Source organism: Cohnella cholangitidis (assembly GCF_014107495.1).
GTDB lineage: Bacteria > Bacillota > Bacilli > Paenibacillales > Paenibacillaceae > Cohnella > Cohnella cholangitidis.
This window is the reverse complement of the sequence record NZ_CP041969.1, coordinates 3355511-3380915: the sequence shown is the minus strand read 5'-3', so window position 1 is coordinate 3380915 and position 25405 is coordinate 3355511. Positions and strand designations below refer to the sequence as shown.

The window sequence follows — 25405 nt, the reverse complement described above, 5'->3', positions numbered from 1 at the left end:
AATCCTACAGAGGAAAGCAATACGAATCTCGCAATTTAATGATTTCCATTCTAGCCGCGGAAGAAGGTGACTGACATGCACGATCGATTTGTTCTGAGAAACCTAAAGCGCGTCAATGGCGACGCTATCGATATCATCATCGAACAGGGCACAATTATCGAGGTAGCCGAAGCCGGCCGCGGGACGGGAGACCGAATAACCGACTGCTCCGGCGCTTATGTATCGAGCGGATGGATAGATATGCATGTTCATGCCTTTCCCGATTTCGATCCCTACGGCGATGAAATCGACGAAATCGGCGTCAAGCAGGGCGTAACCGCGATCGTGGACGCCGGAAGCTGCGGAGCGGACCGAATCGACGATTTGGCGGCAAGCCGCCTACGCGCTCGTACCAACGTGTTCGCTTTTCTCAACATTTCAAGATTAGGCTTAGCCAGAATCGACGAATTATCCAACCTGGATTGGATCGATGCCGACAAAGTCGTTCAAGCCGCGAGGCAGCACAGGGATTTCATCGTTGGACTTAAAGCGCGCATAAGCAGAAGCGTAGTCCGCGACAGCGGCATCGAGCCGTTGCGCCGCGCTCGCGAGCTGTCCAATCAAACTTCGTTGCCGTTAATGGTTCACATCGGTTCCGGACCTCCGGACATCGAAGAGGTGATCCCCCTTCTCGAGAAGAAGGACATCATCACGCACTACCTCAACGGGAAAAGCAACAACCTTTTCGATGCCGAAGGCAACCCTCTCCAAGTGCTGCAAGACGCGATTGCCCGAGGCGTGCATCTCGACGTCGGGCACGGCACCGCAAGCTTTTCCTTCAAGGTTGCCGAAGCCGCGAAACGGCACGGTATCCGGCCGAGTACGATCAGCACCGACATCTACCGCGGGAATCGGCTGAACGGCCCCGTATATAGCATGGGGCATGTCCTCTCCAAGTTTCTTTACTTGGGCTATTCTCTGGACGAGGTCATCGCGGCCGTCACTACCCGCGCGGCCGATTGGCTGGGCAAACCCGAGCTGGGCCGCATTCAAGCGGGCGATTCCGCGAACTTAACTTTATTTACCGTAACAAACGAACGGATCGTGCTGCTGGACTCCGAAGGAAAACAGCGCATAGCCGACAGCAGAATTGAACCTAAAGGAGTCGTTCGAAATGGCGAATTCATTGAATGCTAAATACGGACTTAAACGCGTCATTAACGCAAGCGGGCGAATGAGCATATTAGGAGTATCCGCTCCTACCGACACGGTTATGGACGCCATGAAGCACGGCGGGCAAAATTACGTGGAGATCGCGGACTTAGTGGACAAAGCAGGCGACTATATCGCGCGAATTCTAGGATCCGAGGCTGCGGTAGTCGTAAATTCGGCTTCCAGCGGCATCGCGCTCTCCGTTGCGGCAGTCGTAACGCAAGGAGATCGCCGCAAAAGCGTGCGCCTGCACCAAGAGGCCATTGCCAAGAACGAGATCATTATCCTAAAAGGCCATAACGTCCAATATGGAGCACCGGTGGAAACGATGGTATTCTTAGGGGGCGGGAAGCTCCTCGAAGTGGGATACGCGAACGAGGGTAAAGCCGAGCATATCGAAGACGCGATCTCGGACAAGACGGCAGCCATTCTATACGTCAAGTCGCACCATGCGGTACAGAAAAACATGATCTCCGTCGAGGAGGCATGGGAGATTGCCCAGCGCAATCAAGTGCCGCTCATCGTCGACGCGGCTGCCGAAGAAGACATCCAGAAGTATGTCAAATGCTCGGATCTCGCGATCTATAGCGGTTCCAAGGCGATTGAAGGTCCGACGTCCGGCATCGTGGGCGGCAAAAGAACTTACGTCGAATGGCTCAAGGTGCAATTGCACGGAATCGGACGCAGCATGAAGGTGGGCAAGGAAACGACGTTCGGGCTGCTTCAAGCGCTCGATGAATATATCGTAAAAGCGGACAACAGCGAGAAAGAGAAGCAATCGTTGCAGACGCTAATGACGTTGAACGAGCTGGAAGGCGTACAAGTCGGCATCGTTCAGGACGAAGCCGGACGAGCGATCTTCCGGGCGCGCATTCAGATCGATGCCGCCAAATCGGGGACGACCGCCAAACAAGTCGTTACCGAATTACAGAACGGCGAAATTGCGATCTATACTCGCGATTACGGAGTCAGACAAGGATATTTCGATATCGATCCTCGTCCGCTGCAAGGCGACGATATGCAAGTCATCGCAACAAGAATACGTGAACTAGCGGGAGGACATTAAGATGACGGACTTGAACAAACGCTTTTATAAAAACCGGGTCGCCTTAAACGTGTTAGCGAACAGCATCGAGAATGCCAAGGAGGTATTCGAAGCGGCGGAAGGTTACGTACTGGTCGGCGTTCTATCGAAAGATTACCCGACGGTCGAAGAAGCGGTATCCGCCATGAAAGCCTACGGCAAAGAAATCGACGACGCGGTGTCGATCGGATTGGGCGCGGGCGATAATCGCCAGGCGGCCGTCGTCGCCGAGATCGCGAAATACTACCCGGGAAGCCATATCAATCAAGTGTTTCCTGCCGTCGGAGCAACCCGCGCGAATCTTGGCGGACAATCTAGCTGGATTAACAGCTTAGTATCCCCGACCGGCCAAGTCGGTTACGTGAATATCTCGACGGGTCCCGTAAGCGCGGCGCATGGCGAGCAAGCGATCGTACCCGTGAAATCGGCGATCGCGCTCGTTCGCGATATGGGCGGCCAAGCGTTGAAATACTTCCCGATGAACGGATTAAGCCGCGAGGACGAATTGCGCGCCGTCGCGCAAGCGTGCGGCGAAGAAGGCTTCGCGCTCGAGCCTACGGGCGGCATCGACATGGACAATTTCGAAGCCATTCTTCGTATCGCCCTTGAGGCGAACGTACCGCAGGTCATTCCTCACGTCTATTCGTCGATTATCGACAAAGCAACGGGCAAAACGAAGGTCGAAGACGTTCGCAAATTGCTTGACGTCGTGAAAAGATTGGTTGATCATCATGGCTAAACGGATCGCGGTCTTCGGCGAGGTCATGATGCGCTTGCAGGTGCCCGGCTACGATCTTCTCTCTCAAGCCGGCAGCCTGAACTTTTCCTTCTCGGGAACGGGAGTTAACGTAGGATCGGCGTTAGCGCGTTTCGGTCATACAGGTTATCTAGTAACCACTCTGCCGATGAATTCCGTGGGGGATGCCGCTATGGCTTATCTTCGCAAATTAGGCCTGACGACTACGTTTATGATGCGGGGCGGACAATATATCGGGATGTATTTCCTGGAAAACGGCTTTGGCGCGCGGCCTAGCCGGGTTACCTATTCCAACCGGTTAGAGAGCAGCTTCAATACCGCGCCGGAAGGCACGTACGATTATGAGGCCATAGCCGAGGAAGCCGATGTCGTTCACTTTTGCGGAATTACGCTCGCCATGAACGATTCCGTCCGCGATCATATGAAAAGCTTGGCGAAAGCGGTCAAAGCGCGCGGAGGAACCGTTGTGTTCGACTGCAATTACCGTCCGTCGCTCTGGGGAGCGGACGGCTACGAGAAGGCGAAGCCGCATTACGAGGACATGCTTCGCCTGGCGGATATCGTCATGATGAACGAGAAGGATGCCATCTTCATCTTGGGGATGCACACCGATAAAGAAACCCGTTCGGAGCAGCTCGCCGAACTAATACCGGAGGTCGCGGCGCAATACGGTATCCGGGTTGCGGCCGGTACTCACCGCTCGATTAACGGCGATAACACGCATTCCCTGCAAGGCTTTATTTATAAGAATCAAAACTTCTCGTATTCCAAGAAACTTACCTTCTCCGTCTATGATAGAATAGGTGCAGGAGATGCCTATACGAGCGGAATCGTGCATGGGGAGCTTAGCGGGTTCTCGCCCGGGAAGACCGTCGAGTTCGCTGCCGCCGCGGGTATGCTGGCGCATACGATCGCAGGCGACACGCCGATGTCCTCCGAGAGCGAGGTCCTCCGCGCGATGACGGAAGCGGTAGGCGATGTGGAAAGGTAGGGAATTCTGAATGGGCTTGAACCGTAATAAGAGACCTTTATATTTGCAAATCAAAAGTATAATAAAGGATCGAATCCTTCACGGTGCGTATCCCATTGAGACCAACATTCCTTCCGAGCCCCAATTGGAAACGGAGTTCGAGGTTAGCAAAATTACGGTTCGCAACGCGATCAAGGAGCTCGTTCAAGAGGGCTATCTGGAAACGAGCAGCGGCAAAGGCACGAAGGTCGTTCGCAATACTTCCTCCTCCAAGCTGTCGACCTCGAAACGATTCACGGAAATTTTGGTCGAGGAAGGCCATCGGATCCAGAAGCGATTGCTCCATACCGAAGCGGTTCGTCACGAAGAAGGAACGGAGCTGTACGCGTTATTCGGAGAACGATGCCTTCGCATCGAACGACTCTATCTGCTTAACGATGCGCCATATATCCATTACACGCATTATTTAACGATGCGGAGAGGCGATCTGGAGCTCGTCGACCTGGACGCTCAATCCTTATACGGCATGTTGGACGAACGGCAAATTTCGCTCGCCAAGTTCCGGGACCAGTTCTCCGTCGCCGTTGCTCCGCCCTCCGTGGAGAGCCTGCTGAACGTCGATGAGAAGACTCCCCTGCTCATGCGAACCCGATATTCCTATGACGATACCGGAGAATTGATCGAATTCAGCGAAGGCTATTACAATACGGAAACTCAAAAATATATCGTCAACTATGACGTATAGAAGACTTACCGTGCAGCCCTTTTCCTAAAGGGCTGCACTTTTGCTTTCAGTTGCTGGGATAAGTCGGCCAACAGAGCGGCAGACGCGGCTACCTGCTGCATGGAAGCGTTTTGCTGCTCCGCCGCCGCGGCGATCGTACCGGAATCGTTCGCGTTCTTGGATGCGATCATCAGCATTTCCTTCACGGACGAATTCATGCGGCCGGCGCGCTCCTCGATCCGCCGAACGGAACCGTAGACGCGGGTTGCTTGCTGCGTAACCTTCTCGATGCTGCTCCCGATAGCGCCGAAAGATTTTTCCGCTTGCCGCGCCAACTCCAATCCCTCTTCCGCAGCGCCCGTTCCTTCTTCCATCGTGCGCGCCGCTTGGGTAATCGCCGTTTGAACTTCGGCAAGCAGCACGCCGATCTCTCCGGCCGCATTGCCGGATTGATCCGCCAGCTTGCGTATTTCCATCGATACGACCGAGAACCCCTTGCCCGCTTCGCCCGCCCTAGCCGCTTCGATCGCCGCGTTCAACGAGAGAAGGCTAGTCTGCGAGGCGATGGAAGTAATGAACGCCACGATTTCGTCGATCGCGTTCGAATGCTGCTTCAGCTTCATGACGTCTCCCGAAGACGCTTGTACGGATTGATAAATGGCGTCCATCTGACGAATGACGTGCGATAAAGATTTAATGCCGCCCTCCGAAGCTTTGCGTGCCTTCTCCGCTACATCCGTCATATGTTCCGTGCTCGCGTTAATCTCTTTAACCTGGCCCAGAACCTCCTGCGCCACTTCCTTGAAGCCCAGAATAATGCCTGCCCCGTGCTCCGCGCCCGCGGACATGTTCTGCACGGAGCTCGCGATCTCTTCCGCCGCGCGGGTCGTCTCCTCCGTGCCGAGCTTCATTTGGTTCGCATGGGACGACAATTCGATCGAGAATCGCGACATCTCGTCCATCGTATCGCACAGTCCGTCCAACGTCCGGTTAAAGCTATTCCCTAGGCTCTGCAGCTCATTGCCCGAACGCAATTGCGTCCTTTTCGTAAAATCGCCCTCCGACATCGCGATGGCCAGCCGGTTAATATCCCGGATGTTCTTAAGGATGTATCGGCTATAGAGGTGAGCGCATAGCGCGACAAGGGCACAGGCTGCAACAATAAGAAGAATCATCGGTTCGAATAGCTTAAAAAGCGGTCCGTACAGCTCGCTCTCGGGAATCGACAGCGCCAGCACCCAGCCCGTATCCGGAACCGTGACATAATAGACGCGTATCGTTCGGCCGGTTTTCTCGTAGGTGCCCATTCCTTCCGTCAGCTCTATTGACGGTATTGCGTCAGCACCGGGATCTATGATAGGAGCATCCTCGGAAATGGGATTATCTTCGCCTTCTTCGCCCGAACCCAAGTCGATCTCCAGCCCAAGATCGTCCAGCTCCGCGGCGCTATCCGCGTCCTCCGAATCTAGATCGATCTCCAAGCCGAGATCGCTCAGCTCGCTCTCCGTATCTTCCGCTGTCTCGCCGGCTTCCGAATCCGCTGCGCTCTGGTCGTCCGCGCTCTCGCTCGGCACGCTTTCTTCAGCGGAGTTCGGCTCCGCGTTTGCCTCAACTGCGGACCCCTCCAGCATGATCTCGGTTAACCGGGCCAAAGATGCATTAGAATCCTTCGTCAGGTTATCCTTCATTATTTTGACGTAATCTTTGTCCGCCAGCACCAAACCGTTCTTATCGATCAAGAAAGCCGAACCGTTCCTGCCGACCGAGATGCCTCCGACCAACTGCTGTATGCTATCCAAGCTAATGTTTTGCGTCGCATATCCAAGAAGAGCCTGCTGTTCATCATAATAAGGAACGGACGCTTTAACCATCGCCGTCCCCGTCGTCCCGTCTATGTAAGGCTCCCCGTAAGAAACACCGCCGCCTAGCGTGCCGTGAGCCTCCACGACCGGGGCTAATGTCTGCGGAGTAAAGATCGAAGCGAGCAGCTTGTTTCCGATCTCGTTCACGTACCGATGCGTTTGGCTTTGCAGCTTTTCCTCCGCGCCATCCTTAACTAGTTGACGGGAGAAAGAATAGCTTACGGCCGTCATCGCGATCAGGATAACGAGAATAGCGGACAAGAATATCATCAAAAATTGATTCTGAATCGTGCGAAACCCCGATAACCAAACTTTCCAATTCCATTTCTCTCTATCGATCACGCGTATTCCTCCTATAGAGTCAACCGTACTTAGATTAACTCTAATAGGAAATATTTAACTCTGAATCATCCATAGGCGCGTCTTGTGTAAAATTTGTCGAACGGGCAAGGCAGAGCTCGAAGGAATTAATAGATTATCGTCGAATTATTGATAACGATGGGACATTTTTACAAGAATGGGTTGTGTGCAGTTGATTGCTAACCGAACGAAAAGACGGATTCGCCCCGAAATCATCATCGTAAGTCTGCTTCTCCTTCTCCCCGTTAGCGCCGCGATTATCTGCTTCCTCCCTCGCTATTACGTTTTCTCCGCACCCGGCGAGATTGTTTCCGTTCAGGATGTCGGGGTCAACGGCAGCGTTCATTTCTGTTATGTGCGCGAGGGCTTCACTCGTAATTTATTCGAGCGTTGGTCCACCGAACGGGCATTCCCCGAAGCGGAATTCGTGCCCGCGGACGCTTCCGCGGCGGATAGCTTCGACTCCTACGAGGAGATCGGCGAAGAAGCCCGCGACGAGACGATAATGAACGCGATCACTTCCGCCGATGAGGAAACGGATAACCCGGTAACCGAAGATGAATTCGATCAGAGGCTAGACGGCCTGATCGAAGAAACCTCCGATTATTACGGAGATTCATTAGGGCTTATGCTAGCCATCGGGCTTGTGGAAGAAGCCCGCGAAGAGGACTTCTCCGCTAACGGACGATATATCATCTCGGGAACCGGAACGATAGAGATCGATCATTCGGTCGGATCCGTCGGCGCGATACGCGATAAGCTGCGGACGGCCGAGCAGGCCGGAGCGGACTATTTTTTCGTTCCTAAGGACAAGGACCGGTTCTACTACGAAGGTATAAGCAACGAAGAAGAAGCCGCATTAGTGGCTAAGGAACTGAGCTTGCGGCTTGAGGTCGTTCCCGTGGATACCATGGAAGACGCGCTGGATTTTCTAAGAAACCTGAATCCATCCTAAGAGGAGAATTTATAAATGAAGCTTTATTCCGAAGTGTTGTCGAACGTGCTCAAAATTTTGCTCTGGGCCTTAGTTGCCTTAGTATCCATCAGTCTGTTGTGTACCGTCGTTTTGGCTATCGACGTTAACTTATACGTTGATTACGCTTACTCCCTGGACGGGTTTGTCGGCATATGCGCCTCCGTACTCTACTTCATCGTGCTCGTTATCTACTTGATTTGGATTTATCGCGTTCATGTGGATTTGAGGGATTTGTTTCCGTTCTATTCCCGCACGCCGGGCATGTCGCTCGCTTGCATGATGATCCCTTTCTTCAACTTCTACGGAATTCCATCCACCTATTACCGGATGGGACAATATATGCAAAGATTGCCCGCCACTCTCAAGCAAGGACGGTTCATTAGCGGATTGGCCGCACCGCTCATTATTTTATTCTTCGTCACCAGCGGGCTTACTCGAGTTATCACTAGAATGGAAGACCCTAGCGCAACGCTCTATCTGGTATCCAGCATCTTTGACGTCGCCTTGTATTCCGTATTCCTGTCATTGTGCATTCTGGTGTCTCGGGGATTGAAGAACGCCAGTCTTAGCCGGCAATCGGCCGCAGCGGAGTTAGACGCTCCCGAGCTGAGCGCTCCCGAATCTGAGACGCCTAAATCGGACGCTCCCGATTGGGTTTCGAATAACCTTGCGAAAGGCTCCGAACCTACCGTAAAGGGATAACAAATAAGGGTTGATCCGGTAGACTTTACGCCGTCCGCTGAATCAACCCTTCATTTTTGCGCCGTACAGCTGATGTACGTTACTTTTCCTTACTATTCCGCATAGCGGCGACTACCTTTATCCCCTCTTCGCCGCCATTCGCGTAATGATCGTATTCCGCCGACTCTCTCGCGATAAGAGCAACCTTGCCTTCCGCGTTAAAGTGCAGTCCCCATCCGTATTTCTTTGGCAACATGGAAGCCCTCATGCATGCCATCGATTTAGAGAAAAAGGCGCTGCGAATGTCATCCCGCCGGACGGATAACTCCTCCTCGGGAACTTCCTTGTGCCGCAAATGAGTCTCGAACAGCACATCTTCCTGCGTATAGGCATACGGATGATTAAAGACTAATTCGTATTCGATCCCCGGTTTCGTCTTGCCGTTTTTCTTCTCCGGGGGGACCATGCCTCTCTCTGCCGGACAATCTTTCGAAACCGTAATGAATGTATTGTAGTAATTCCATTCCATCGGTACCGCCTCCTACTTTTTTCGGAATAAGACAATCCGCTTCCTTCATATCCTCAATCGATGCATGCAGCGAAGCGAGATGGGAGGCTTTCAGAATGCCCGCTGATAACGAGTTATTACCCGCCTTCCCGGAACTCTATCGGCATCAGCCCCTGCTATTCATCCCCAATCAAGGACAAGCTGACGCTAACGTCTCTTTCATTGCGGAGAAATTAGGCTATTACGTGGGCATCTCATCTCAAGAAGTCAGTATGACTATCTGCCAACCCAATGAAATCCGGAACGTCCTTCATCTTGCATGGCGATTCGTCGGAGCTGCCGAAGATACGATCGTAGAAGGAATAGACCAAGAAACGGGCTCCTTCCATTACTTCACGGGCCCCCGCTCCGCTTTCCGCTACATGAACCTCCCTTCCTATAGGAAAGTCATTTGTCGAGAAATTTGGCAAGGGATCGATGTCCTTATCCATGAACAGCAACAGTCGCTAAAATACGATTGGATCATTCGTTCGAACGGACGACCCGACGATATTCGACTGGCTTGCAAGGGCTGCAACGATATCAGTTTAAACCGTGACGGCAGCTTGGTCGTCGACACGGATCTGGGCAAGCTCATCGAGCCGAAGCCAACGGCTTACCAGATAAGGAAATCCGAGTCGGTCCCCGTCTCCTGTAGATACGCGCTGCGTTCCTGTCCCCGCGAAAGGACAACGATAGGCTTCGAACTCCCGGAAGGTTACGATAGACGGCTTGAACTCATCATTAAGTAGGATTAGTTCGGCTACTCCGCTTTTCCCTTGCTAGCCTGTTGTGCGATCTCTAGAAGCTCTCTCCAGTTCACGATTCGAGGAAAGTCTAGATGTTGGTTATACGGATTGTCTTTGCAATAGACCGCCATATCCAACTCCGTTAGCGTGTCGAGAACCGCCGGCTTATCGTCGAAATAGTAGTCCAAGCCTAGTTTCCTTATAATATGAATCTTCTCGGAATCGGCCATCCCGCAATAGAATCGGCTCTCCTGAACCGGGAAGCCCGTCCGGACTAGCGCGTCCTTCGTTCTCTCGCAATATTCCGCCGAACGGGCGGTCACGTAATAGACCTCATGCCCTTGCTTTTCGAGCTCTTGCAGAGCTTCTACGGCATCATCGAACGGAGGCGCCGAATAATAAATTTCGTCCCGGTGAAGGTTCCATAGCTGCTTGCCCTCTTCCGCCGACAGCCCGAAAGCTTCGTGAATCGGAATCGTCGTCAACGCGTGAAAAGCTTCCATTCCTACTTGTTTGTTCAGTTTAACGTTATATATTCGAAAAGCGTGTTCACGTAGATTAAGCAGAGTGTCATCGATGTCGAACCCGAATTTCATAGTTGCTCTCCCTTGTTTTTCTTCCACTCCTACATCATACCCTATTAGACGCCTCGGCAGGCATTTTCGTTGAAAACTTGTTGACGCAGATGCTAAAAATTGTTATTATCCATATAAATCCTATATATTTAATCGGAATTTAAAAATGAAGATTACCCATCAGACCGCTGAAGGTATCTAACTCATTTGCGCTTGCGCGCGAAGAGGGAGATGCCTTTTTTGTCGGTCGACCCCAAATCAGGAGGCTGATCCATATGGCAGAGGAAAGACAGCTACAACCGGAAACATTGGCGATTCACGCAGGGCAGCAAATCGATCCGACTACTTACGCGCGCGCGGTACCGATCTATCAAACGACATCCTTCGGCTTCCGCGATACCGATCATGCGGCCAGCCTGTTCGCGCTTCAAGAGCTCGGCAACATCTATACCCGCGTGACTAACCCTACCTCGGACGTGTTCGAGCAACGGATCGCGGCTCTCGAAGGCGGAGTCGGCGCCCTTGCCACCGCTTCGGGACAAGCGGCGATTACCTATTCCATCTTGAACATCGCCCGCAGCGGCGACGAAATCGTATCCGCGACAAGCCTCTATGGCGGAACGTACAACTTATTCCAGCATTCCTTCGCGAAGCTCGGCATTACCGTTCGGTTCGTCGATCCGTCCGATCCGGAAAATTTCCGCAAAGCGATTAACAGCAAGACCAAAGCTCTCTACGCGGAAACGATCGGCAACCCGAAGGGAGACGTTCTCGATATCGAAGCGGTCGCCAACATCGCCCACGAAAACGGAATTCCTCTTATCGTGGATAACACCTTTCCAAGTCCGCTGTTGCTGCGTCCGATCGACTTCGGAGCAGACATCGTCGTTCATTCGGCAACCAAATTCATCGGCGGACATGGGACTACTATAGGCGGCGTAATCGTGGATTCGGGTAAATTCGATTGGGCGGCGAACGACAAGTTCCCTGGCCTGACGACTCCCGATCCTAGCTACCACGGCGTCGTATTTACGGAAGCCGTCGGGCCGCTGGCTTACATTATTAAAGCTCGCGTTCAGCTCCTGCGCGATTTCGGCGCGGCGCTCTCACCGTTCAACTCCTTCTTGCTTCTGCAAGGGTTGGAGACGCTCCACCTGCGCATCGAACGCCACAGCCAGAATACGCTGGCGGTCGCAAGTACTTGGAGAGCCACCAGGCCGTAGAATGGGTCAACTACCCCGGCTTGGAGAGCCATCCGTCTTACTCGCTAGCCAAGAAGTATTTGCCGAAGGGCCAAGGCGCGATTCTCAGCTTCGGCATTAAAGGCGGAGCGGAAGCCGGCAAGAAAGTCATCGGCGCGGTCAAATTATTCTCGCATCTGGCCAACGTCGGCGATTCCAAGTCGCTGATCATCCACCCCGCGAGCACGACGCACCAACAGCTATCCCCCGAAGAGCAGCTATCCACCGGAGTAAGCGAAGGCCTAATCCGCCTCTCTATCGGAACGGAAGCGATCGAGGATATTCTGTACGATCTTGAGCAAGCTATCTCGGCTAGCCAGCAGTAACATACGAAGAAAACCGTCAGGGCTTCCTGACGGTTTTCTTATGTTAACTTCATTGAGCCGCAACTGCCTCATTTGCAGCACCAAGACCAAAAAAGTGCCTTCGTTTCCCTCTAATAAGGAAGTACATCAAAGTTCATCACTTCATGCCGTTCAAGGCGATTCCCCGAATGATCTGCTTCTGGAAGATAAGGAAAACCAAGATCAGCGGAACAATCGAGACGGTAGCTCCCGTCATGATGAGAAGCCAGTTGCTCGAATCCTTGAGCTCGCTGGAGAAGTACACGATGCCCACCGGCAACGTGAATCGCGTCTCCGTCTGCAGCACGATAAGCGGCCAGATGAACTGGTTCCAACTACCGATGAAGGTAAGAATCATTAGCGTAACGATGGCCGGCTTGACTATCGGAATGGCTATCCGCAGCAAAACGCCCCATTCGTTAAGCCCGTCGATTCTAGCCGCGTCGAGCAATTCGGAAGGCAAGGAATCCATGAACTGGCGCATGAGGAAAATGCCGAACGCCGTAATTATTCCCGGGAAAAGTACGCCCCAATACGTATCCGACCATCCTAATTCCGTGGCGATCAGATACCAGGGAATAATGAGCATCTCGGTCGGGACCATTAATGTGCTAATAATGAACAGGAAGATGACCGCTTTGCCGGCAAAAGAAAATTTGGCCAGCACGTATCCGACCGCCGTATCGAAGATCAACACGGTTACCGTCGTAATCAGGGCAATAGCCACAGTATGGCCGATCCAATTCGCGAACGGCGCCTTCTCGAAGATAGCATTGTAATTATCCCAAGTGAACGTCTCCGGGATAATCCGCAAGCTATACAGATCCTTGGGCAGCTTGAACGAAGAGCCGATCATCCATAGAAAAGGAAACAGCACGACGACGGTGCCGAGTCCTAGCAGCAAATAGCGGAGCCCGGCGATTAATAGGGCCGCGACCGGCTTACCGTACGTTCTTCTCTTATAAGCAATAGGCGCGCTCACGCCATCCGCCTCCTTTTCAATATTCGACTTTGCGGTTCAACACTTTGAATTGCAGCAAGGTCAGCGCCAGAATCATGAGGAATAGAATCACGGTAGCCGCGGCCGCGCTCCCCATTTGAAATTTCTGAAAGGCCAGATTGTAGATATTGAGCACGATCGTCGTCGTGGAATTCAGAGGTCCGCCGTTCGTCATGCTCAGCACCTGTCCGAACGATTGCAAATAAGAGATGACCCCGATGACGGCCGAGAAGACGATGACGGGATTCAAGAGCGGTACCGTAACATGCCGGAATCTTCGCCAAGCTCCGGCTCCGTCGATGGCGGCCGCATCGTAATACATTTTCGGGATACCTTCCAACCCCGTAACGAATATCAACATTTGAAAGCCGATGTTCTGCCAGATAATCGTTAGCGTAATGAGATAGATGGCTTGGCGCGGCGACAGCAGGAATAGCTGCGGCTCTAAACCCAGATTCAGCAACGTTTCGTTTAACCATCCGTTGCGCATCAGAATCCAGCGGAACACCCAACTGACGGCAACCGCGCTAGTCACGTATGGAATGAAGTATACGGTTCGGAACAGTCCGCGCAGCCGTTGCACATTATTCAGCAAGAGCGCTATGGCAAGCCCGACGGCGATCTGTCCGGGAACGCCGACCGCGACGAAAACGAAAGTATTTACGATCGATTTGCGAAAAACTTCGTCCTTGAACAACCCGCCGAAATTCGCGAAGCCGACAAACGGTTTCTCCGAAGACAACAAATCCCACTCCCGCACGCTCACATTGAAGGAATAGAGAATGGGCAGCAGCCGCGTGGCCAGAAAATAAATCAAAGGGATCGCGAGGGTTAAATAAATGAACAGATAGCGTTGCACCCTGTAGGATAGCCTTATGCTTAGCAGCTCGCGGCTTTTGCGCGCGGTTAGTCGGATGGCGTATGCGATCATACGGGTAATCGCCTCCGTTTCGTTAAGAGTCGGGCGACGACTCCCGCCGAGCGCCCGCCCGCCTATCGCTTATTTTTTGTCCTGTTTGGCCCAGTAGTCGTCGTACAGCTTCTGGGTTTTGGCTACCAAATCCTTGAAAGCCGTCTCGACCGGCACGTTATTCAGCAATACTTCGTTCGTCGCGTCGACGAACAACGTCTTCTCCTGCGTCTCGTCGATGAAGAAATGCGCCCGGCTATCGTCCAATTGCTTAATGAACGGTCCCAGCTTCTCGTCGTTCAAATATTTATCCTGGGTAGCGATGGCCTTCTGCGCGGGCAGCTCGCCCACACGATCCACCCATTTCTCTTGTACCTCTTTACTGGTCAGAAATTTGAGGAATTCCTTGGCCGCTTCCAGCTTGGCGCCCTCGACGTTCTTCGGAATCGCGTTCGCCCAGAACGAGGACGGAGCGGATTTCCCTTTGTAGGACGGAAGAGGAGCGATCCCGTAGTTCAGATCCGGAACGTCCTTCTTGAGCGAACCGATCCGGAAGGAGCCGTCCACGTTGATGGCCGCGTGCCCGGTCTTAAACGCATTGCTATCGTCATTGTAGAAACCGTTGATTCCCACCTTGTGCTTAATCGCGAAATCGAGCAAATATTGGAACGCCTCTAAGCCGGCAGGCGATTGATCCCACAATACTTTGCGACGGTCGTCGCTAAGGTCCTGGCCGCCCGCTTGCGGCAACAAGCCGTCGCGATACCAGTGATGAAGTTGCGCGCCCGGCTCCCATGCGAACCCCTCGATGACGAATTGATCCTTGGAATCCTTCTCCGTCAGCTTCTTCGAAGCTTCCGCTAGCTGCTCCCAAGTGGCAGGAGGCTCCGTAATTTGGGCTTTGGCGAATAGATCCTTGTTGTAGAAAAGGGCCAGCGTGCGTACGGCCGTCGGTATCGCATAATAAGAACCGTCAATCTTGGCCGCGCTCACCAGAGGATAGAAGTTGCTCTCGATGTCCGCCGTCGGGAACGCATCTTCGGGCAACGGCTGCAAATACCCCGAGGATACGTATTGCGGCAACCAGCCGTAGTACAGGTTGATAACGTCCGGACCTTTACCGGCAGGGACGAGCGTCGCGACCTTCTGGCTATACTGGTCGTAAGGGAAGTTCGTCTGCTTGACCGTGATGTTCGGATGCAGCGTCTGGAACTCCTTGATTAATTCGTTGACCAAATCCACCTTGGCCGGAAACTCGTATTGCCAGTACTCGATCGTGACTTTCTCTTCGCTGGCGGAAGGCGAGGCAGCGGACTTCTCGGACGGCTGAGCCGAGCCCGATTCCGTTGCCGGAGAAGCCGCGGCATTGTTCGAGTCGTTATTGCCATTGCCTCCGCAAGCCGTCAATACGAGAAGGAATGCCAATAGAATCAGGGATAACTTATTAGCCTTAGCGTGCAGGTACAGTTTGCTCATGTTCTTTTCTCTCCTCTTTGTCTAATGCCGGAATAGGTTGAACCTTTAACAGCTTTCTCGCGTTGTTGCCGAATATCGCCTCGATGTCCGCTTCCGGGAAACGCAGATCTCGGACGACCCGAACCTGGTCCTGAAGATAGCGGTAGTTGTACCCTCTTGGGAAACCAAGCGAATCCGTTCCGAAAATAATGCGTTCCGGACCGATCAGCTCATACGTTCTGCGAAACAGAATTTCCAGATTTAGCTCGTACGGCATCCATCTCACCCATTGATTCGAGCCCGAGGTATCCACGTACACGTTCGGACAGCTCCAACTCAAGTGAAGCAATTCTTGGAAGTATCCCGACCCGAAATGCGGGATGATGAACGGAATATCCGTGAACTCGCGGGCTACGTTAAAGATCGACAGCGGGCTAATATTTCGGTGCTGCACGATGCCCCCCGCATGCCCTAGCAAGCCGAAATGGATGAGAACGGGAAGCTTGCGCTCCGCCAAGAACCGCCATACCGGCCGGAAAGAAGGATCGTCGAACGACTCTTGCGTCAACGGTCCGAACTGCTTATACCCTCTCAGCCCCAGCTCATCTACCGCGCGTACCAATTCGGTCAAAGCATCCGGCCTTTCGATCGGGTGGGATGCGAATCCGGTGAATCGGTCCGGCGCTCTGGCGATCTGAGCAGCCAGCTCGTCGTTGGTCGGCCCGGTCAGAAAATTAAGCCCTCCGATGCCGTATTTGTCCAATTGATCCAACCAACGGTCGGCAAGCGGCCTTGCGGCCTCCGCGGGATCGGAGGACTCGGCAGTGAAATCCCAGGTCAGCCGCATCCGCTCGGCTCGTTCCTTGCTATATTCCGTTATCCTATCGTCGGGCTCATAGATAGCCGGATAGGGGTAAGGCAAATGACCATGTATGTCGAATACTTTGAATCCCGCTCTGAACATCATTCATTCCTCCTGCCTTAGGCCGATGTGCATCCTTTTCCCTCTCAACTATCCGTCGACCGAATCCAATCGCCTAGTATGTCGTCCAGTACCGTGTTCGCGCGAATAAGGCGTTCCTTCTTTTGACTCAGCCACGCTTGTTCGGTGGCCGATCTCTCCGTTTGAACGGCCAACGCGCGTTTGACTTCTTGCGGACTCGGTCCGCCAAGAAGCTTGCGCACGGCGACGAAGTATACGGGATCGAGCGCTTCCGCGAGCTCTTCGCCGGATAGACCGATCGAACGCCCGATCGTACTCCTCGCCGCTTCTTTCAGTCGCTCAAGGGTGAGGTCTCGAACGGTTAAGCCCTCTTCTTCGCCGATCTTCCGAACCAGCCGCGCGACCACCTTGTGGGCGGAGCGGAACGTTAGCCCTTCCTTGCGCACGAGCGTGTCCGCCAGCTCGGTGACCGTGGCGAAGCTCCTTTCGGCCCTTGCCCGAAGCTCGTCTTTGTTCACTTCCAAGCTAGCGAAGATTCGTGCCAACAATCGGTATACCGACTCTAACGTTCGCAGGCTCTTCCATGCGTAGGGCTGAAGATCGTCTTCCGTATCGACGATGTCGCCGAAGGGCGTGTTATGGATCATGGCTAGCACCGTCCCCGCGTCCCCTGCACAGCTAGACAACAACGAACGGATATGCTCGATGGAAACGGGATTACGCTTCTGCGGCATAATCGAGCTAATCTGCACGTAAGGAGCGGCTACCCGGATCGCCGCGAATTCTTGCGAGCTCCATAACAGCAACTCTTGCGCGAATCTGCCCATGTTAACTGCGGCTAGCGATACTGCCGTCGCTATCTCCCCTACGTAATCGGCGCCGCTTACCGCGTCATAGGCATTCTCGATCAATCCGTCGAACGCTAGCAGTTCGGCTACCCTCGCTCTATCAATGGAGAAGCCCGAAGTCGTCAAGGCCGCTGCTCCCATGCTGCTGCGGTTACAGTTCGCATAGGCCGACTTCAGCCTTCTGATATCCCGGGTAAGCGAATCCGACACGGCGGCGATATAGTGCGCCATCGTCGTCGGTTGGGCTTGCTGCGTATGCGTATAACCGAGCATCAGCGTCTCAACGTGCTCTCCGGCAAATTCGATCAGTCGTTGCCGTAGATCGAACGCGGACTCGAGCGCACCCAGCAGCTTGCCGCGCAATACGATTCGATAGATGGCGATTCCCATGTCGTTGCGGCTTCTAGCCAAATGCAAGTTGCCTGCCGGCTCGCCCGCCGACTCCAGCAAATCATGCTCTACCTCGAAGAACAGGTCCTCGAATTGTCCCGTGTAACGACGGGAGCGCAGCTTCTCGCAATCTAACCCCAGCAAAGCTTGGGCGATCGTCCGCGCCTGCTGCCCGCTAATAAGCCTCTGCTCCGACAGCATAATAAGATGAGCCTTGTTGACGGCAATCATCGGCTCGAGAAGTTCCTCTTGCGCCTGCCTGTAGGCCGGTTCGAGCACCACATCCGCATAGGCTTTGCCCGGGAAAACCCCGCCTTCTTCCGATTGCCGTTCCCTTGAAGCCTTAATGCACCATCACCCTCCCCGAGAAAACGAAAGAGACCAAACGTATAGCCTGTTTGGTCTCCAGTGTACTGGTCGATACTTTTCTAAACCTATTGGTTTAGTCGGTTTATTGGCAATAAATAACTGCCAGCTTTATGATTTCTCATTTTATGCTCGCCATAACGTTCTGTCAACAAAGAATTTTACCGACTTTTCTGAAAATAATAAAGCCAGGCTCTTCCACGCGAAGAACCCGGCCTGCATGGATAAGGGCTAAGAACCGCCGAATAGTCAGTCCCGTCTATACTTCGCCCCAGTAAATTTCCGTCTCGTAATCGAAGTTTACCGTCCCGTTCACCTCATTCCGGTCGAACAACTCCCGTAATGCCGCGATCATCGGCTCGTAATTAGGGTGTCCCTCTTGCGGACTGTAAGACGATGAAAATAATCGCCCGCTCAACCCTTCAAAATCGAACACCTGCCGGATAGAGAAGCGAGCTTCCTTAAGAGCGCCGGGCTTGAAAAAAGAGAGCAACATGTCGCGCGAGATATTCCGATGGTTTACTTTGCCGTAATCCGTGCCCAGAGAATGCAATAACTCCTCATATCCTTCGAGAAAAGGCGTGCCGCTCGTCAACCGCGTATTCCACACCAGAATCGCTTTTCCGCCGGGTTTGAGCACCCTTCCGAACTCCTTCTTCGCCGCTGCTTGATCGAACCAGTGAAAAGCCTGAGCGCAAACGATATAATCGTACGAGCGATCCGGCAATCCCGTTTCCTCCGCGGAACCCGGTACCGCACGAAAACGGGGATCGTCCTTCGAGGCGGCCATCGCCGCTTCCCGCATCGCTTCGTTCGGCTCGACCGCCGTTACGGACGTTCCTCTCTCCAGCAGCAGCCGGGAAAATATGCCCGTTCCCGCTCCAATGTCCAGCACCTCGGAATCCGTATTCAAACCAACGACCCCATACAAATAATCGATCGCTTCCGAAGGATAGCTGGGCCGATATTTCCGGTAAGTATCCACTCTGCTAGAGAACCGTTCTTTGTTGTTCATCGCGCTTCACGCTCCCGTTCCGGAAATACGATTTGGTTTCACGCAGCAAAACCAAATTTCATTTATTACGATCCATTATAGTTCATTTTCGAATGCGCGAGTACACTAAAAACGAATTATTGGCTAGAGATCGCCCGTTTAAGCTGCCCCATATACTCCGTCGGCGTAAACGACGGATCAGTAACAAGGAGCTGAGCATTTTCCCACGCTAACAGTTGCGTTCGTGTATTAAACCTTGCCTCGAACCACAACGCACCATTTTTGACGCGGTCCAATTTCCCCTGAACCATACGGGTAAGCGGCGGAACCTCTTCCGGTACTTCCTCGACCTTAAAACCCGTTATCATCCCTAGCTCGCCCATGGCGCGATCTCCGTAACGCTCGAACACGAACTTCATCCACCGGCCTACCTCTTCGTTGTAGGCTTCTTGGGAAAACGAGGTCGTTAAGCCCGCATTAACCGGATAATCATCAAGGGAACCCACTCCTCCTTTGACGAGGGGGATGCTAAAAAACCCTGTATTATCGGGACCGATCGGATTTAGCGACGGATCATTAAAGTCTCGAATCGACCAGCTTCCCGAGTAGAACATCGCCGCCTTCCCTTGTACGAATAAATCGAAAGAATCTCCTATATCGACGGCATTTACGTCCGGTCCAAAGTAACCGTTAAGCCCCATCTTCTGAACGGCGTCCGCCGCTTCTATGAACCCCGGGTCCGTAATATCAAGCTCCCCGCGATCTACGCGCTCCATCGCGTCCGCTCCGAGCTTGCGAATGACGTAGCCGTTGATCAATCGGGTAATCGGCCATTTGGCTTTTCCCGAGACGGCAAAAGGTTGAAGCCCCGCCTGCTTGATCGCTTCGGCCGCAGCGGTCATTTCGTCCCACGTCTTCGGTTCCGTTAGATTCAGCCGAGAGAAAATTTCCTTGTTATACCAGAAGCCTTCGATGTTCATTTCCAAAGGCAGGGCGTACAATCCCGTATTGTCTACGTATTTCTTTAGCAATTCGACTGCCGCCGGATTCAGCTTGTCGTAGATGCCCAATTGCTGAAACGTCCGTTCCAAGTCGAGCGCCGCGCCGCTTTGAATGATATCGAGCAGCGGTTTGCCGGATTGGTAACCGAACAGGGCCGGGAGGTCGTTGCTGGCGGCCAGCAATTGAATTTTCTCGGAAAGATCGCTGTCCCGAACGCTTTCGAATCGATAATTCACATGAGGATGTTGCCGTTGGTATTCGCTAGCCAGCTCGCCGATGATTTTGGAGCTTCCCTGATCCTCATTGCTGGCAGTCAGGTAGAGGATCGTAATCGGGTTGGCGATTTCAGATTGACCGCTTCCGCTCGGATTACCGCATGACGCCAGAAGCAGCACGCTACCTGCAAATCCGATTGTCCTAAACATCGCTAATTTCTTCCTCACGTTCACCACATGCCTTAGATGTTTTCTGATTGATTTTCTATTGAATATCAGTATAACCCTTTGTTTCGGGCTCAATAAAGAAGACTCCCCGAGGGAGTCTCCGATACATTACGTTTGCAGAAAATATTTTCGAATAAAATAAGTCGGCGTGCAGCTCCACGCATGGCAATAGCTATTGATCAGGTTGCTGCCGTAAGGCGAATTCTTCTTGTCCTCCGGATTGTAGACTTCCCAGAACGTATCGGCTCCGTCGCTAGCCATTTGTCCCCAATAAGCTTTCATTTGTTCCAGAGCTTTGTCCTTCCTTCCGGACGAAATAAGAGCTTCGATGAGATGATGATACATGTATGGCGTCATCGGCCGGACTTCGAGATTATCATCGAAGAGACGATCCATCAATGCCCCGTTCGCTTGCGTATCCATCACCTCGGCTAGCGCCATCCATACTTGAGACGCCCAGGAAACCTGGCGTTCCGTCCCGCTGACGAAGTATCCTTGCCGTTGATCCCAGAGATGCGCCAGCGCCGCGTCGGATACGCGTTCGATGTGATCACGGATAGCGACCGTTTCCGTTTCCAGTTCCAATTCTACCGCCAGTGCCAGCCCCCGCTTCAAGCAATAGATCAATATGGCTTGCGCGGAAGCCTGTTTGTTTAACTTCTCGTGCCAATCCGTAAAACAGTACCACGAAGGATCATCCTTCACGATTCCGCGTTCATCCAGCCGCCGGAGGGATATTTCGATTTGTTCCAGCGCCACGGGCCAAAGCCTGACCAGAGTCTCCCGATCTTCCGAGACGGAATAATAATCGTAAAGCGTCGATACGAAAAACAGCGAGTAATCGTACAGATAGATGTCATCGCCGGCCGGCTCCGGTTTCTCGTATACGCAGGCGCCGACTTGTCCTCCCTCCAGACGCAACCCGGCGAACAGATACAAGCACCTTCTGACGAGTTCATGATTGTTGAACGTATAGTAGTTGGCAAGCGCTTGAAGACGCAGATCCCCGATCCACAACCGCCGATCCCGCTTAGGGCCGTCTTCGAATACCGTCTGCATGCAATCTTGCAGCGTTTTCACCGCGATGCGATCCATTTCCCGCAGTTGTTCCGGCACGTGGTCAGGCAAAGCAGGAACCTGCGAGACGTCCGCGGACGTCTCCGTCGTCACGTAAATATCCGGGAACTCGACTTTGAATTTCCTGGCGGGAGAGATAACCTCGATCTTCAAATATCGAAACGTATATCTTCGCGGTAGAGTATATGTCCCGGGCAGCACGTCGAAGTTGACGATTTCGTCTTGCAGCCACGAGCGGTCCAGCCACCCCTCGTAATCGTCGAAGCTTTCGGCGATCTCGCAAGGCATTTCCCCGAAAATGAATTTCAGCCGAACGGGCGAGTCCGCCCTCGCATCAACCGATTGCAGCGACAAGGTCAACCTGCCCACATGGTGGTCTCCGAAATCAAGGATCATGCTGTCGCCTTTACTGAACGCCTCTGTCCGCAGAGACTCGATAGACCCTGACTCCTGCACCGCCCATCCTTGAAAGGCTTCGGTATCGGCTTTCATCTCGACCAACCGGGTCGGATATACCTTTTTCTCGATCAATTCGGGCTTAAGGCTCTCCGCCATCTCGACAAAACTTAAACTCATCCTCCGTGCCTCCTCTTCCTATCTAGCTTCTTCCCGAAGGCGCCATTATCCCTTAACCGAACCGACCGTCAATCCGCCCACGAAATATTTCTGCAGGGCAAGGAATGCCAGCAGGAGCGGAAGCGCGCACAGGATACACGCCGCGAATAGCACATTCCATTGCGCGGGATTCTGCTGATCGCCCAAAAATCCGAGCATGGCTACCGGAAGAGGAGCGTCGAGCGCCTTAGTGATAAACACCATGTTGAAGAAATAATCATTCCAAATCCAGACCCCTTGGGTAATCACGACGGATACCGTAACCGGGAGAATAAGCGGGAAAACGATCTGCCAGAATCGACGGAACAATCCGGCTCCGTCAATGTGCGCGGCTTCTTCGATCTCTTCCGGAACGCTGCTGCGGATAAATCCGGTATACAGAAAAGTGGAGAACGGAAGGCTGCACGTGATGAACATTAGGATCGGAGTATATTGGTTCATCGGAATCCCGAATCCCTTGATCATCTGGATGACCGGAATCAGCACCATCTGCCCCGGAACGACGAGACCCGACAGGAAGAAAATATACAGAAACCGGCTGGCTCGGCTTCTGATTCGCGCCATTGGATACGCGGCCATAGCGGCCATGAGAACGACGAAAATGACCGATACGACGGTTAATACAGCGCTATTCCACAACGCCGTAGGAAAGTGCATGCGAGAAAACGCGGATCTGAAGCTCTCAAGCGTAAACTCGTTGAACCAATTCAAAGGGTCGGTCATGTTCTTAGGCGACCGCAACGAACTGGAAAGGATAATCAAGAGCGGCACAAGGTTAACGAACACCAGGGCAATGATCGCGACATGCGTAAGCGACCTCTTCGTAAGCGAGCCGGGATTCATGCCGAAACCTCCCGTCTGTTTAAGGTGAATACGAATACAGCCGTGATCGCGATAATGAGCGCGAACGAGATGATTCCGAGCGCGGACGCTTTGCCGAACTGTTGATCGGTAAAGGCCATTTTGTAGATCGCGAAAATCAATGTATTCGTCGACGTGCCCGGACCGCCGTTGGTCATGATGAACGGGTAGTCAAAGGCCTTCAGTCCGTTGATGACGCTGAGCGTGACGTTAATCGTGATGGAAGTGGCAAGCATCGGAATTTTGATGAACCGTACCAGTTTCCACCGGCCTGCTCCGTCGATTTTCCCCGCTTCGATCAAATCATGAGGAACGGTCTGTAAACCGGCCAAGAAGATGATCGTACTCGTTCCGATATTCTTCCAAATATCGACCGCGATAATCGAATAGAGAGCTTTGGAGTAGCTGCCCAAGAAATTGGTGTCGATTCCGGAGATGCCGATTTTATTCAAGAAAGAGGCAATCAGTCCTTCGTCCGGCATATAAACGTAGCTCCAGATGAACCCGACTACGATCGCGCTAAACAGCGTCGGGATATAGAAAGCCGAACGATATAGACCCTTGGCTCTAATATTCGCATTCAGAAGGAAAGCAAGCGCCAATGCAATAACATTGCCGAGCACTACGGTAATAAAGGTGTAAATCAGAGTATTCTTGATGGAAAGCCCCAAAATTTCCGAGTCGAACAAAGTTTTGAAATTGTCGAAACCCACGTAGCTAAATTTCTGAACATAGCCGTTATAGTCCGTCACGCTGTACTGAAAAAGCTTAAGGATCGGAAGGATCCAGAACATGCAGTAAAATAAAAGAGCCGGCAGCACAAAGAAATACATCGTTTTTTTCATGACGGCACTGTTCATGATGCTTCTTTCCTTTCCAGAAAAAAATTACATCAAGGGGGATTACAGAATCCCCCTTGATGACCCTCGACTATTAACCTTTGTTAAGCTCTTGGTATTTGTCTTGCATCGCTTTTGTAACGTCCTCGGCCGTCGTTTTCTTGCCGCCGATGATCTCGGCGAATTTCGATTGCATCACGTCGCTAACGCCCGCAGGCCACATTTGATTGGAGAAATAAAACGCGTTGCCCGTGTTCTGGATGTCGCTCAACACGTCTTTGAAAATTTCGTTCTTCAATTCAACGCCGTTGAAGACGCTGATAGACGGGTTGGAGTCCACCCATGCTTGGAACAGCGGAGATTGACCGTCATACAGGTATTCGAAAATTTGTTTGCCCAAGTCAAGATGCTTGGACTTCGCGTTCAATGCGTATCCCGCCGCGGTCGATGCGGAAGCATACAACGGTTCGCCCGCTTTGTTGCCCGGCAAAGAGAAGAATCCGCGTTCGAAGTCGACTGCGCCTTTGGCCGCAAGACCTGGCAGATCCCAAGTACCGGTGAAGATCATGGCCGCTTTGCCGTCGACGAACTGCTGGACGGCTTGAGCGCTTGCCATGCCCAGAGATCCTTTAGCAACGTAACCTTTGTCGTACAGCTCCTTGTACTGGTTTACGGTTTCGACCCATTTCGCATCGGTCAGAGCCGTCTCGCCGGTTTGCAGCTTGTTGTCGAATTCAGGGTCCGTTGGATAGACGGTGTTAGCCGCTAGCTGGTACATGCCGAACTGTACGACCCACGGATCTTTATCGCCCATAACGATCGGCGTAACCCCTGCCGCTTTCAGCTTCTCGGCATCCGCCAGGAAGCTCGGCCAGTCCTTAGGAAGCTCGGCGATGCCCGCTTGCGCGAACAACTCCTTGTTATAGTACGTTCCGAGAATGTCCATTCCTTTTGCTACGGCATAAGGCTTGCCTTCGAAGCTCATGTCGCTTGCCGCCGCCTTGCTGATATTGTTCCAGAAACTCATTCCGGACAAATCTGCCGCATACCCGGCTTTGGCCACTTCGATAGCTCCCATGTTGGCGAGTTTCGGGAAGACTAGGAAGATATCCGGACCTTCGCCGGCCGCCAGCTTAGCTTTGACCGAGGTGTAATATTGCTCGTCGGGAAGCTTCTGAACTTCCAGCGTTACGTTAGGAAATTTCTCTTTCACAAGCTTCGGCAACGTATCGAGTTCGAAATCCGCGCCTTCTGCCGCTTTAGCGCCCGATACGAGCATTGTCAACGTTACCGGATCGGAGTTAGCCGCGCTTTCGGACGGGTTTGCCGATGCGCCGGCTGACGGGCTAGCCGATGCGTCGGAATTGGAATTAGAGCTGCCGCAAGCGCTCAATGCAACCGCGAACAGCGAAGCCAAAGCAACGCCTGCGATTTTCGATTTCCAGGTCTTCATTTTTACTCCCCCTATTTAGGAATGCAGTTTGTCTTCTCGCTTACAAGATCAATTGTAATTCGTTACCCGACCCTTCATAAGCGCTGCATTTTTTGTATCCGCTCCGCATTTTTTGGGATAGAAAAAGGACCCGTAGGGTCCTTGAATA

Annotated in this window: 22 protein-coding genes and 1 pseudogene; 9 read left to right on the top strand and 14 right to left on the bottom strand. The window is 52.8% G+C overall.

The window, feature by feature from the left end; all coding sequences use genetic code 11:
* Window positions 1–75: 75 nt before the first annotated feature.
* Genes FPL14_RS15865 through FPL14_RS15845 form a run of 5 tightly spaced genes read left to right on the top strand, consistent with a single transcriptional unit; the run spans window position 76 to window position 4747 of the window.
* The gene (locus FPL14_RS15865) at window positions 76–1176 is read left to right on the top strand and encodes an amidohydrolase/deacetylase family metallohydrolase (RefSeq protein WP_182298497.1); all 1101 of its coding nucleotides are present in this window, start codon (window positions 76–78) and stop codon (window positions 1174–1176) included.
* Window positions 1154–2257 carry a DgaE family pyridoxal phosphate-dependent ammonia lyase gene (locus FPL14_RS15860; protein ID WP_182298495.1) on the top strand — a complete coding sequence of 368 codons (1104 nt, stop codon included), beginning with the start codon at window positions 1154–1156 and terminating at the stop codon, window positions 2255–2257. Before FPL14_RS15865 ends, FPL14_RS15860 begins: the two co-directional genes overlap by 23 nt.
* A gap of 1 nt (window position 2258) precedes the next feature.
* Complete coding sequence (gene dagF / locus FPL14_RS15855; protein WP_182298493.1) at window positions 2259–3014, top strand: 2-dehydro-3-deoxy-phosphogluconate aldolase; 756 nt, start codon at window positions 2259–2261, stop codon at window positions 3012–3014.
* Window positions 3007–4023 (top strand): sugar kinase, encoded by a 1017-nt coding sequence (locus FPL14_RS15850; RefSeq protein WP_182298491.1) that lies wholly within the window; start codon window positions 3007–3009, stop codon window positions 4021–4023. The genes dagF and FPL14_RS15850 overlap by 8 nt, the downstream gene beginning before the upstream one ends.
* A gap of 10 nt (window positions 4024–4033) precedes the next feature.
* Window positions 4034–4747, top strand: coding sequence for a GntR family transcriptional regulator (locus FPL14_RS15845; RefSeq protein WP_182298489.1), 714 nt, complete (start codon window positions 4034–4036; stop codon window positions 4745–4747).
* A gap of 5 nt (window positions 4748–4752) precedes the next feature.
* Here FPL14_RS15845 and FPL14_RS15840 read toward each other — a convergent pair whose 3' ends face one another.
* On the bottom strand, window positions 4753–6930 hold the full coding sequence (locus FPL14_RS15840; protein ID WP_182298487.1) for a methyl-accepting chemotaxis protein: 2178 nt from the start codon (window positions 6928–6930) through the stop codon (window positions 4753–4755).
* 190 nt (window positions 6931–7120) lie between these two features.
* Here FPL14_RS15840 and FPL14_RS15835 point away from each other — a divergent pair, with 190 nt between their 5' ends.
* On the top strand, window positions 7121–7903 hold the full coding sequence (locus FPL14_RS15835) for a hypothetical protein (protein WP_182298485.1): 783 nt from the start codon (window positions 7121–7123) through the stop codon (window positions 7901–7903).
* Between the two features lie 15 nt (window positions 7904–7918).
* Entirely contained in the window at window positions 7919–8626 is a 708-nt protein-coding gene (locus tag FPL14_RS15830; protein WP_182298483.1) for a hypothetical protein, read from the top strand.
* A gap of 79 nt (window positions 8627–8705) precedes the next feature.
* Here FPL14_RS15830 and FPL14_RS15825 read toward each other — a convergent pair whose 3' ends face one another.
* Window positions 8706–9134, bottom strand: a complete 429-nt coding sequence (locus FPL14_RS15825) for a DUF6157 family protein (protein WP_182298481.1) — start codon at window positions 9132–9134, stop codon at window positions 8706–8708.
* A 95-nt stretch (window positions 9135–9229) separates the two neighbouring features.
* On the opposite strand from FPL14_RS15825, the gene FPL14_RS15820 reads away from it, so the two are divergent.
* The gene (locus FPL14_RS15820) at window positions 9230–9904 is read left to right on the top strand and encodes a DUF7948 domain-containing protein (RefSeq protein ID WP_182298479.1); all 675 of its coding nucleotides are present in this window, start codon (window positions 9230–9232) and stop codon (window positions 9902–9904) included.
* 11 nt (window positions 9905–9915) lie between these two features.
* On the opposite strand, the gene FPL14_RS15815 is transcribed toward FPL14_RS15820, so the two are convergent.
* Window positions 9916–10497 carry a 5' nucleotidase, NT5C type gene (locus FPL14_RS15815; protein ID WP_182298477.1) on the bottom strand — a complete coding sequence of 194 codons (582 nt, stop codon included), beginning with the start codon at window positions 10495–10497 and terminating at the stop codon, window positions 9916–9918.
* Window positions 10498–10751: 254 nt separating this feature from the next.
* Here FPL14_RS15815 and FPL14_RS15810 point away from each other — a divergent pair.
* Window positions 10752–12043: pseudogene (locus FPL14_RS15810) on the top strand (homocysteine synthase).
* A 136-nt stretch (window positions 12044–12179) separates the two neighbouring features.
* Here FPL14_RS15810 and FPL14_RS15805 read toward each other — a convergent pair.
* From FPL14_RS15805 to FPL14_RS15755, 11 genes are all read right to left on the bottom strand, one after another.
* The gene (locus FPL14_RS15805; RefSeq protein WP_229263532.1) at window positions 12180–13043 is read right to left on the bottom strand and encodes a carbohydrate ABC transporter permease; all 864 of its coding nucleotides are present in this window, start codon (window positions 13041–13043) and stop codon (window positions 12180–12182) included.
* 16 nt (window positions 13044–13059) lie between these two features.
* Entirely contained in the window at window positions 13060–13992 is a 933-nt protein-coding gene (locus FPL14_RS15800) for a carbohydrate ABC transporter permease (RefSeq protein WP_182298475.1), read from the bottom strand.
* 69 nt (window positions 13993–14061) lie between these two features.
* The gene (locus FPL14_RS15795; protein WP_182298473.1) at window positions 14062–15447 is read right to left on the bottom strand and encodes a sugar ABC transporter substrate-binding protein; all 1386 of its coding nucleotides are present in this window, start codon (window positions 15445–15447) and stop codon (window positions 14062–14064) included.
* The gene (locus FPL14_RS15790; RefSeq protein ID WP_182298471.1) at window positions 15422–16393 is read right to left on the bottom strand and encodes an amidohydrolase family protein; all 972 of its coding nucleotides are present in this window, start codon (window positions 16391–16393) and stop codon (window positions 15422–15424) included. Before FPL14_RS15790 ends, FPL14_RS15795 begins: the two co-directional genes overlap by 26 nt.
* Before the next feature lie 41 nt (window positions 16394–16434).
* On the bottom strand, window positions 16435–17955 hold the full coding sequence (gene argH / locus FPL14_RS15785; protein WP_182304008.1) for an argininosuccinate lyase: 1521 nt from the start codon (window positions 17953–17955) through the stop codon (window positions 16435–16437).
* 277 nt (window positions 17956–18232) lie between these two features.
* The gene (locus FPL14_RS15780; RefSeq protein ID WP_182298469.1) at window positions 18233–18988 is read right to left on the bottom strand and encodes a class I SAM-dependent methyltransferase; all 756 of its coding nucleotides are present in this window, start codon (window positions 18986–18988) and stop codon (window positions 18233–18235) included.
* 116 nt (window positions 18989–19104) lie between these two features.
* Entirely contained in the window at window positions 19105–20394 is a 1290-nt protein-coding gene (locus FPL14_RS15775) for an ABC transporter substrate-binding protein (protein ID WP_182298467.1), read from the bottom strand.
* Window positions 20395–20520: 126 nt separating this feature from the next.
* Window positions 20521–22065 carry an alpha-L-rhamnosidase-related protein gene (locus FPL14_RS15770; protein ID WP_182298459.1) on the bottom strand — a complete coding sequence of 515 codons (1545 nt, stop codon included), beginning with the start codon at window positions 22063–22065 and terminating at the stop codon, window positions 20521–20523.
* 45 nt (window positions 22066–22110) lie between these two features.
* Window positions 22111–22947, bottom strand: coding sequence for a carbohydrate ABC transporter permease (locus FPL14_RS15765; RefSeq protein ID WP_182298457.1), 837 nt, complete (start codon window positions 22945–22947; stop codon window positions 22111–22113).
* On the bottom strand, window positions 22944–23825 hold the full coding sequence (locus FPL14_RS15760) for a carbohydrate ABC transporter permease (protein WP_182298454.1): 882 nt from the start codon (window positions 23823–23825) through the stop codon (window positions 22944–22946). Before FPL14_RS15760 ends, FPL14_RS15765 begins: the two co-directional genes overlap by 4 nt.
* Window positions 23826–23898: 73 nt before the next feature.
* Complete coding sequence (locus FPL14_RS15755) at window positions 23899–25257, bottom strand: ABC transporter substrate-binding protein (RefSeq protein ID WP_182298452.1); 1359 nt, start codon at window positions 25255–25257, stop codon at window positions 23899–23901.
* Window positions 25258–25405: the final 148 nt, after the last annotated feature.

Coding starts and splice junctions, on each gene's coding strand:
- FPL14_RS15865 (WP_182298497.1), top strand. CDS start 76: ATGCACGATCGATTTGTTCTGAGAAACCTAAAGCGCGTCAATGGCGAC.
- FPL14_RS15860 (WP_182298495.1), top strand. CDS start 1,154: ATGGCGAATTCATTGAATGCTAAATACGGACTTAAACGCGTCATTAAC.
- dagF (WP_182298493.1), top strand. CDS start 2,259: ATGACGGACTTGAACAAACGCTTTTATAAAAACCGGGTCGCCTTAAAC.
- FPL14_RS15850 (WP_182298491.1), top strand. CDS start 3,007: ATGGCTAAACGGATCGCGGTCTTCGGCGAGGTCATGATGCGCTTGCAG.
- FPL14_RS15845 (WP_182298489.1), top strand. CDS start 4,034: ATGGGCTTGAACCGTAATAAGAGACCTTTATATTTGCAAATCAAAAGT.
- FPL14_RS15830 (WP_182298483.1), top strand. CDS start 7,919: ATGAAGCTTTATTCCGAAGTGTTGTCGAACGTGCTCAAAATTTTGCTC.
- FPL14_RS15825 (WP_182298481.1), bottom strand. CDS start 9,134: ATGGAATGGAATTACTACAATACATTCATTACGGTTTCGAAAGATTGT.
- FPL14_RS15820 (WP_182298479.1), top strand. CDS start 9,230: ATGCCCGCTGATAACGAGTTATTACCCGCCTTCCCGGAACTCTATCGG.
- FPL14_RS15815 (WP_182298477.1), bottom strand. CDS start 10,497: ATGAAATTCGGGTTCGACATCGATGACACTCTGCTTAATCTACGTGAA.
- FPL14_RS15800 (WP_182298475.1), bottom strand. CDS start 13,992: ATGATCGCATACGCCATCCGACTAACCGCGCGCAAAAGCCGCGAGCTG.
- FPL14_RS15795 (WP_182298473.1), bottom strand. CDS start 15,447: ATGAGCAAACTGTACCTGCACGCTAAGGCTAATAAGTTATCCCTGATT.
- FPL14_RS15790 (WP_182298471.1), bottom strand. CDS start 16,393: ATGATGTTCAGAGCGGGATTCAAAGTATTCGACATACATGGTCATTTG.
- FPL14_RS15780 (WP_182298469.1), bottom strand. CDS start 18,988: ATGAACAACAAAGAACGGTTCTCTAGCAGAGTGGATACTTACCGGAAA.
- FPL14_RS15775 (WP_182298467.1), bottom strand. CDS start 20,394: ATGTTTAGGACAATCGGATTTGCAGGTAGCGTGCTGCTTCTGGCGTCA.
- FPL14_RS15770 (WP_182298459.1), bottom strand. CDS start 22,065: ATGAGTTTAAGTTTTGTCGAGATGGCGGAGAGCCTTAAGCCCGAATTG.
- FPL14_RS15765 (WP_182298457.1), bottom strand. CDS start 22,947: ATGAATCCCGGCTCGCTTACGAAGAGGTCGCTTACGCATGTCGCGATC.
- FPL14_RS15760 (WP_182298454.1), bottom strand. CDS start 23,825: ATGAACAGTGCCGTCATGAAAAAAACGATGTATTTCTTTGTGCTGCCG.
- FPL14_RS15755 (WP_182298452.1), bottom strand. CDS start 25,257: ATGAAGACCTGGAAATCGAAAATCGCAGGCGTTGCTTTGGCTTCGCTG.